This is a genomic window from Limosilactobacillus galli, assembly GCF_947381495.1.
Lineage (GTDB): Bacteria > Bacillota > Bacilli > Lactobacillales > Lactobacillaceae > Limosilactobacillus > Limosilactobacillus galli.
Genome location: NZ_CANCWK010000065.1, coordinates 1 through 5678, shown reverse-complemented (window position 1 = coordinate 5678; position 5678 = coordinate 1). Strand labels below are relative to the sequence as shown.

Annotated in this window: 8 protein-coding genes and 1 pseudogene; 7 read left to right on the top strand and 2 right to left on the bottom strand. The window is 35.0% G+C overall.

Annotation, left to right across the window (positions count from 1 at the left end; all coding sequences use genetic code 11):
• Window positions 1–113: 113 nt before the first annotated feature.
• Window positions 114–338 (bottom strand): helix-turn-helix transcriptional regulator, encoded by a 225-nt coding sequence (locus QOS10_RS08865; RefSeq protein ID WP_283595118.1) that lies wholly within the window; start codon window positions 336–338, stop codon window positions 114–116.
• A 157-nt stretch (window positions 339–495) separates the two neighbouring features.
• On the opposite strand from QOS10_RS08865, the gene QOS10_RS08860 reads away from it, so the two are divergent.
• The 7 genes from QOS10_RS08860 (at window position 496) to QOS10_RS08830 (ending at window position 5503) form a co-directional block, all read left to right on the top strand.
• Complete coding sequence (locus tag QOS10_RS08860) at window positions 496–1212, top strand: helix-turn-helix domain-containing protein (protein ID WP_283595117.1); 717 nt, start codon at window positions 496–498, stop codon at window positions 1210–1212.
• 5 nt (window positions 1213–1217) lie between these two features.
• A complete protein-coding gene (locus QOS10_RS08855; protein WP_283595116.1) occupies window positions 1218–1928 on the top strand; it encodes an ion transporter in 711 nt (236 codons plus the stop codon).
• 5 nt (window positions 1929–1933) lie between these two features.
• Window positions 1934–2140 carry a hypothetical protein gene (locus tag QOS10_RS08850; protein ID WP_283595115.1) on the top strand — a complete coding sequence of 69 codons (207 nt, stop codon included), beginning with the start codon at window positions 1934–1936 and terminating at the stop codon, window positions 2138–2140.
• Between the two features lie 179 nt (window positions 2141–2319).
• Complete coding sequence (locus tag QOS10_RS08845; RefSeq protein WP_283595114.1) at window positions 2320–3327, top strand: hypothetical protein; 1008 nt, start codon at window positions 2320–2322, stop codon at window positions 3325–3327.
• 278 nt (window positions 3328–3605) lie between these two features.
• Entirely contained in the window at window positions 3606–4556 is a 951-nt protein-coding gene (locus QOS10_RS08840) for a ParA family protein (RefSeq protein ID WP_283595113.1), read from the top strand.
• Window positions 4549–4866 (top strand): hypothetical protein, encoded by a 318-nt coding sequence (locus QOS10_RS08835; protein WP_283595112.1) that lies wholly within the window; start codon window positions 4549–4551, stop codon window positions 4864–4866. Before QOS10_RS08840 ends, QOS10_RS08835 begins: the two co-directional genes overlap by 8 nt.
• Window positions 4867–4969: 103 nt before the next feature.
• Window positions 4970–5503 (top strand): hypothetical protein, encoded by a 534-nt coding sequence (locus QOS10_RS08830; protein ID WP_283595110.1) that lies wholly within the window; start codon window positions 4970–4972, stop codon window positions 5501–5503.
• On the opposite strand, the pseudogene QOS10_RS10285 reads toward QOS10_RS08830, so the two are convergent.
• Window positions 5496–5678, bottom strand: a pseudogene (locus tag QOS10_RS10285) (IS30 family transposase); the annotation flags it as partial. The gene QOS10_RS08830 and the pseudogene QOS10_RS10285 overlap by 8 nt on opposite strands.

The window sequence follows — 5678 nt, the reverse complement described above, 5'->3', positions numbered from 1 at the left end:
AACTAGACCAAAAGCCAAAGTGGCTTAGTCTAGTTCTCAAAAATCTCTTCATCCTTACCGATTGACAAAGAGCCTTTATTGTTAGTTTCATTCTCCTCACCACCGTAAAAATATTATTTCGTTCCTTTTGTACCAATGTGGTACTCACGGGGCAAAAAAATATCGTCAATACGCATGTTGAAGAGCTTAGCAATCTTAAACATTTCATCCATTGTAAATTCAGAATTGCCTAACTCTTTACTGCGATACGTCTTAGTAGAAATTCCTAAATAATTTGCAATTTCCGCTTGAGTCATCTTCTTCTTATTCTTGCGTAAATCATAGAGAACTAGTTGCAATATATTCACCGCCTTTCAGTACCATTACGGTACAACAATATAATAGTACCAGTATGGTACAAAAGCAATACTTTTTTACTTCTTTTTATAATTTAGTACCCAAATGGTACAGAAATGATATACTATTGTTAAAAGATTATAAAAGAGATGAATAGATATGGAAAATCTAGCTGCCTATGTCGGTAGTAGGATTCGCAAATTGCGAGAAGCAAGAAATCTAACGCCGGAAGAACTTGCCGAAAAATTAGGCGTATCACGTGTTGCTGTTAACAGGTACGAAACAGGCGCACGTAAAGCTAATCAAGATACTTTGTATGACTTAGCAAGCATATTCCACGTTAGTATCAACGACTTCTTCCCTTCAACAACTTCCGATAATAATTCGCAAGCATTGATTGATATTTACGAGCAATTACTTCCTAATCGACAAAAGCATGTATTTAATTATGCCAACAAGCAATTAATTCAACAAAAAAATGCTTATTCATCCAAAATTGGTGAGAATAAGCATATTGTATATCTTTACGGTGCGGTTTCTGCTGGTACTGGCGAGTATATTCCTGAGGATGAGGACCAGCCAGAAGAAGTTGTAGTAGAAGGAAACGTACCTGACCATGATTTTGCTGTTCGTGTAAATGGTGATTCTATGGAGCCGGTATTCAATAACGGCCAAATTATTTATGTTAATAAAATCAACAAAGCTGAAGTAAGAAATAATCAATTTGTTATTGCTGAAGTTGACGGTAATTTCTTTGTCAAAAAGCTTAAATTAGCTGACGGGAATATTGAGCTGATTTCCTTAAATAAAAAATATCCGGATATTCATGTTCATAGTTACAACGATTTTGCTATCCGCGGTGTAGTAATTATTTAGTAATCATGAAAAAATCGAAATTCTACATCTACGATATTTTCATGGCGTTGCTTGCCATTGTTTCAATTCTCCTACTTGGCTTAGATTATGCCCACACAATCAATATAAATTCTATGCCATATGTTGCCATCGATGACGCAATCTTAATAATTTTTACCATTGACTATTTTGTAAGATTCTTTTGTGCAAAAGATAAAAAGAAATTCTTCAAAGATAATATTTTTGATCTGCTTTCAATTATTCCTGCTACTGAGGTTTCCTCTGTATTCCGACTCGCTAGAATTGGTCGTCTTCTAAGATTGCTTAAAGTCTTACGTATATTGCGGCTTGTTGGACTAGCCGGCCGGCTGGAAAAATTCCTAAAAATTAATGGTTTGCTGTACTACCTCTATGCAAGTATCGTAGTAATTCTAATTGCATCATCCCTATACTGCATTTCTGAAAGAGTATCTTTCTCTACTGCTTTATGGTGGTCCATTGTTACTTCCACTACTGTTGGCTACGGAGATATTTCTCCTACGACTCTCATCGGTAAATTGGCAGCAGTCATTAATATGCTGATTGGCATAGGGTTAATTGGGATGCTTACTAGCAGTATCACTGGCTACTTTACTAAGTCAGCTGGGGATGATGAAATTGCTGAGCTTAAGAAGCAAAACGAGCAACTAGAAAAGAAACTAGACGAAATCAAAAAATTGTTAGAAGAAAGAGAGTAATAATAATGGGACCATTTTCACACGAAGGTACTCAAAACAATGTGGAAACTAGCGAAGATGAATTATACAAAAAAGCTTTGAGTGAATTAACAGAAAGCATGAAACGTGGTGCGTCGGATTACAGCACACCTGGTGCTATCCTTCTCCACCACGACCTTCAGGAGCAAAACAAGAAGCTGGATAAAATCATTGAATTACTAGAATCAAAATAAGATCACTCTTGGGGGGAGTAAACAAAATGAAAAAGATAGGTTTAATTTGCGCAGCTCTGTTAACGTGTGGGAGCTTAGCAGGATGCGCTAAGAAAATTAATAATGTTAAAGCATATAGTACAGAGGTTTCCAGTAAGGTCACCCCTGCTAGTGGAAGTAAAGATTACCAGCAAGGTTTGATGAAGATCAAAGGTACCTCATCCGCCCCTGACGGCTACCAAGTCATGGCCATCAACAGCGACGGTAAAAATAACCTTGTTAGTGGTAATACTTCTATGGCTGGTCACGCCGTTGTTGAGAATGGCAAGTTCACTGGATATGTTGATCCGCTGCAAGCTAACAAAAACGCCAAAAAAGGTACCAAACTGAAATACCATTTTATTGCTGTTAAGAATCCCGATAATTTGGGTCAAAAAGATAAAGCCGCTTTTAAGCAACAGGTAAACAAAAAGTTTGATGCAACCACCATTAAGCTGTCCTTTGATCCGACTACATCTTACGTCCAGACCAACGTCCAAAACGCTTTGGGTAAAGGAGCAATCGTTTCTAAGAAATCCAAGACTGTTTATACCATTACGCCAAAGAAAGACAGTGCCTTTGAAGACAAGGTTTCCCAATCAATGTATAGCGATAAGGACCAATGGGCAGATATTACCAAGCAAATTAATAAGCTTTCAGCCAAGATTAAAACGCCAGCTGGTAGAGTCGCCCTTGTCCTGATGAACCCAGAAAACCACAAGAAGTTCTTATTCGTTTCTATCGGTGGAAAGACTAAGTTCGACGCAATCACCAGCGGAACGGTTAACAGTGATGCTACTAAGGCTTCAAACATCAAGCCATCTAACGCCAATGCCGCCAGCTCTGGTTCTGCAAGCGGTAGCGGCGACGATGATGGTGACGGTGATAACTTCGAGCTTGGTGTGATCCTGGGTTGGCTGCTGGCTTATGACGAGGAATACGGTGACGACACCGACACTGATGCGGACACTGATTCCAGCAGTGACAGCAATAACAACTACAACGACGACAGTGATAACGACTACAACGATGACAGTGATAACGACTCCGACGAATACAGCTACAACGATTCTGACGATGATAGTTCCAGTGATGATCAGGACAGTCAAAGCAGCAGTACTCCTGCACCCGAACCTGATTTCGATGATGACGATAGCTTTGCATACTAAACACGGCTACTGTCGGGGATGACGGGAGTGTGGAGCATAACTAAAAAAGTATTTTCTGAAGAAAGGAAGTGAATAAGGTGATGACCTTTGTAAGAGTAATTTTCTTCATTTTAGGAGTACTACTTTTCATATCAGGGGGAAAAGCATATAAAAGTAACCGCTCATTTCTTAGTCTATTCTTAATTTATATTGGTTTAGGAATGGTCTTTTGCGTGACTACTACTCAATTTTCATTTATTTTGAATTATTTATAAGCTCAATGAAAGGATCAGCGTAAAATGTCAGAGAAAAAAAGCAACTGTAAAGTAATTAGTTTTATTAATATGAAAGGAGGAGTTGGAAAAACGACACTTAGTATTGGTGTAGCTGATTATCTCGCAAACTACAAAAATCATAAAACATTATTTATAGATATGGACCCACAATTTAACGGTACCCAAGGATTACTTGATTTTTATAAGAAAGGGGAAACTATTTCATTAATTCAAAATCGTGAAAAAATAAATAAAACACAAGCGAAAAAATTATTAGACACATGTGAATACAATTACTATACAGAAAAAATTAAAAAAATGGGAAAAACTATTTATAAGCTTTTCACCCCTCAAACGAGCGTGTCTAAAGGGTATTCGAGTCCCACTCCCAACGAATTAATCACAAATTTAACAAGTAATTTGGATATAATATGTGGTGACCTAGACCTAGTGCTTGCAAATAGATCCAGTGACTACTCTTTCATATATAGGTTAAGTAAATTCTTAAAAGATAATAATTTAAAAGGAAATTATGAATATATAATTATTGATTGTCCCCCTACTCTTACTGTTTATACAGACAGTGCCTTATATGCATCTGATTACTATGTTATCCCTAATCGCATAGATAGATATTCAATAACAGGTATTGATTCACTACAGAACTCTATCAAAGGATTAATAGATACCCAAGATTTAAGCTTAAAATGCCTTGGAATAATATATACAATGGTTCCTTTAGGAATAGGTAAAAAGCAAGAACGCATCAAACATAGTTTTGAATCTAAAAAAGCAGTTAATGAACTTGACATTTTTTCTTCTGAAAGTCATATTGTTAACGATATTCAAGTTGGAATTACAGGTGGTACACTTCCAACTAAATACCAAGAATCTTTAGCCGATATTGAAGCGATAACAGAAGAATTGATATCTCGCACTAATGGTAATGAAAGTGAGAAAGAACGAAATGAATAATTTAGTTATATTTAGAAATGAATTAAAAAATAGAATCGTTCCAAAATACAAACTTATTGGAATTGCTTGTGAAGTTTTGCTATCCAAGGAATTGTTTAAAAATAATGTTGATACGGTTTCTTTTTTAGAAGAAGTCTTTTCGGTCAAATATAAAGATTATGTTATAAAAAGTAGAACAACTATCATAGCTCGAACCACAAGAATTATTAATAAAAGTGACGAACCTACTATATATCAATACAAGAAGAAGCTTTATTTGTTTATTGACGAATATTTGCGTAAAAAGGATTCCTATAATGGTACTCACTAACTTAGATAATATAAAAAAAGACCTCAATGAATGTCTAAGTATTATTCAACACCATTCAAAGTTTAAATTACAGTCATACGATATTGAATTCATTCGGTTTTCCTTGAAAAAAGCAATTTTATTCAAACAATTTAGTTTAATAAAATTCAAACCTAATAATTCTCCTATTATTAGTATAGAATTATTAAATCTCGTGAAATACTTTTCGCTTGGTGATTATAAGTCTTTTATTTTAACGGAAAGAACTATTATTGAATGTCTAATGAAATTAAATTTAAATGATCAGCTCGAAGATACTACAACAAAATTAATTAGTAATTGTAAGTTTAACTCTAATAACCAAACCACAATAAAAGGATTTTATAAAATCAATAGTAAAGTAATTCATCACAGTAAATTAGATAATAATTACGTACATTATTATGTAAGCAACATGTACGATGTTGATAATAGTTTCTCTCTAGAAAAGCGAAAAGGATTAATTAAAAACTTCAAAACGGTGGTTGAAATAGTACTAAATAAAATAATAAAAAATTATTCTCAAGAAGTAAAAGCTTCTTTTGGGCGAGATGACTACTCCCTAAAATATCTGTTAGGCCTAAATTTCAAGAATAAGTTAGCCACTGGACTCAAATAAATAATACTGACCAATTGATTATTGGTTGGTGGAGCTGTGATATCTCTTGGTAGAAGGCCTTACGATAGATGTCCATTGACGAATGTCCATTAAATATAGCTCGTGGATAGTGATTCATCCAATCATTAGTCGCTATGATCTGAGCACTACTATAGTTATTTATAGCTTCACCTTT

Bases quoted from the DNA above. Each gene is read 5' to 3' on its own strand.
- QOS10_RS08840 (WP_283595113.1), top strand. From the start codon at position 3,606: ATGTCAGAGAAAAAAAGCAACTGTAAAGTAATTAGTTTTATTAATATG.
- QOS10_RS08860 (WP_283595117.1), top strand. From the start codon at position 496: ATGGAAAATCTAGCTGCCTATGTCGGTAGTAGGATTCGCAAATTGCGA.
- QOS10_RS08855 (WP_283595116.1), top strand. From the start codon at position 1,218: ATGAAAAAATCGAAATTCTACATCTACGATATTTTCATGGCGTTGCTT.
- QOS10_RS08845 (WP_283595114.1), top strand. From the start codon at position 2,320: ATGAAGATCAAAGGTACCTCATCCGCCCCTGACGGCTACCAAGTCATG.
- QOS10_RS08835 (WP_283595112.1), top strand. From the start codon at position 4,549: ATGAATAATTTAGTTATATTTAGAAATGAATTAAAAAATAGAATCGTT.
- QOS10_RS08850 (WP_283595115.1), top strand. From the start codon at position 1,934: ATGGGACCATTTTCACACGAAGGTACTCAAAACAATGTGGAAACTAGC.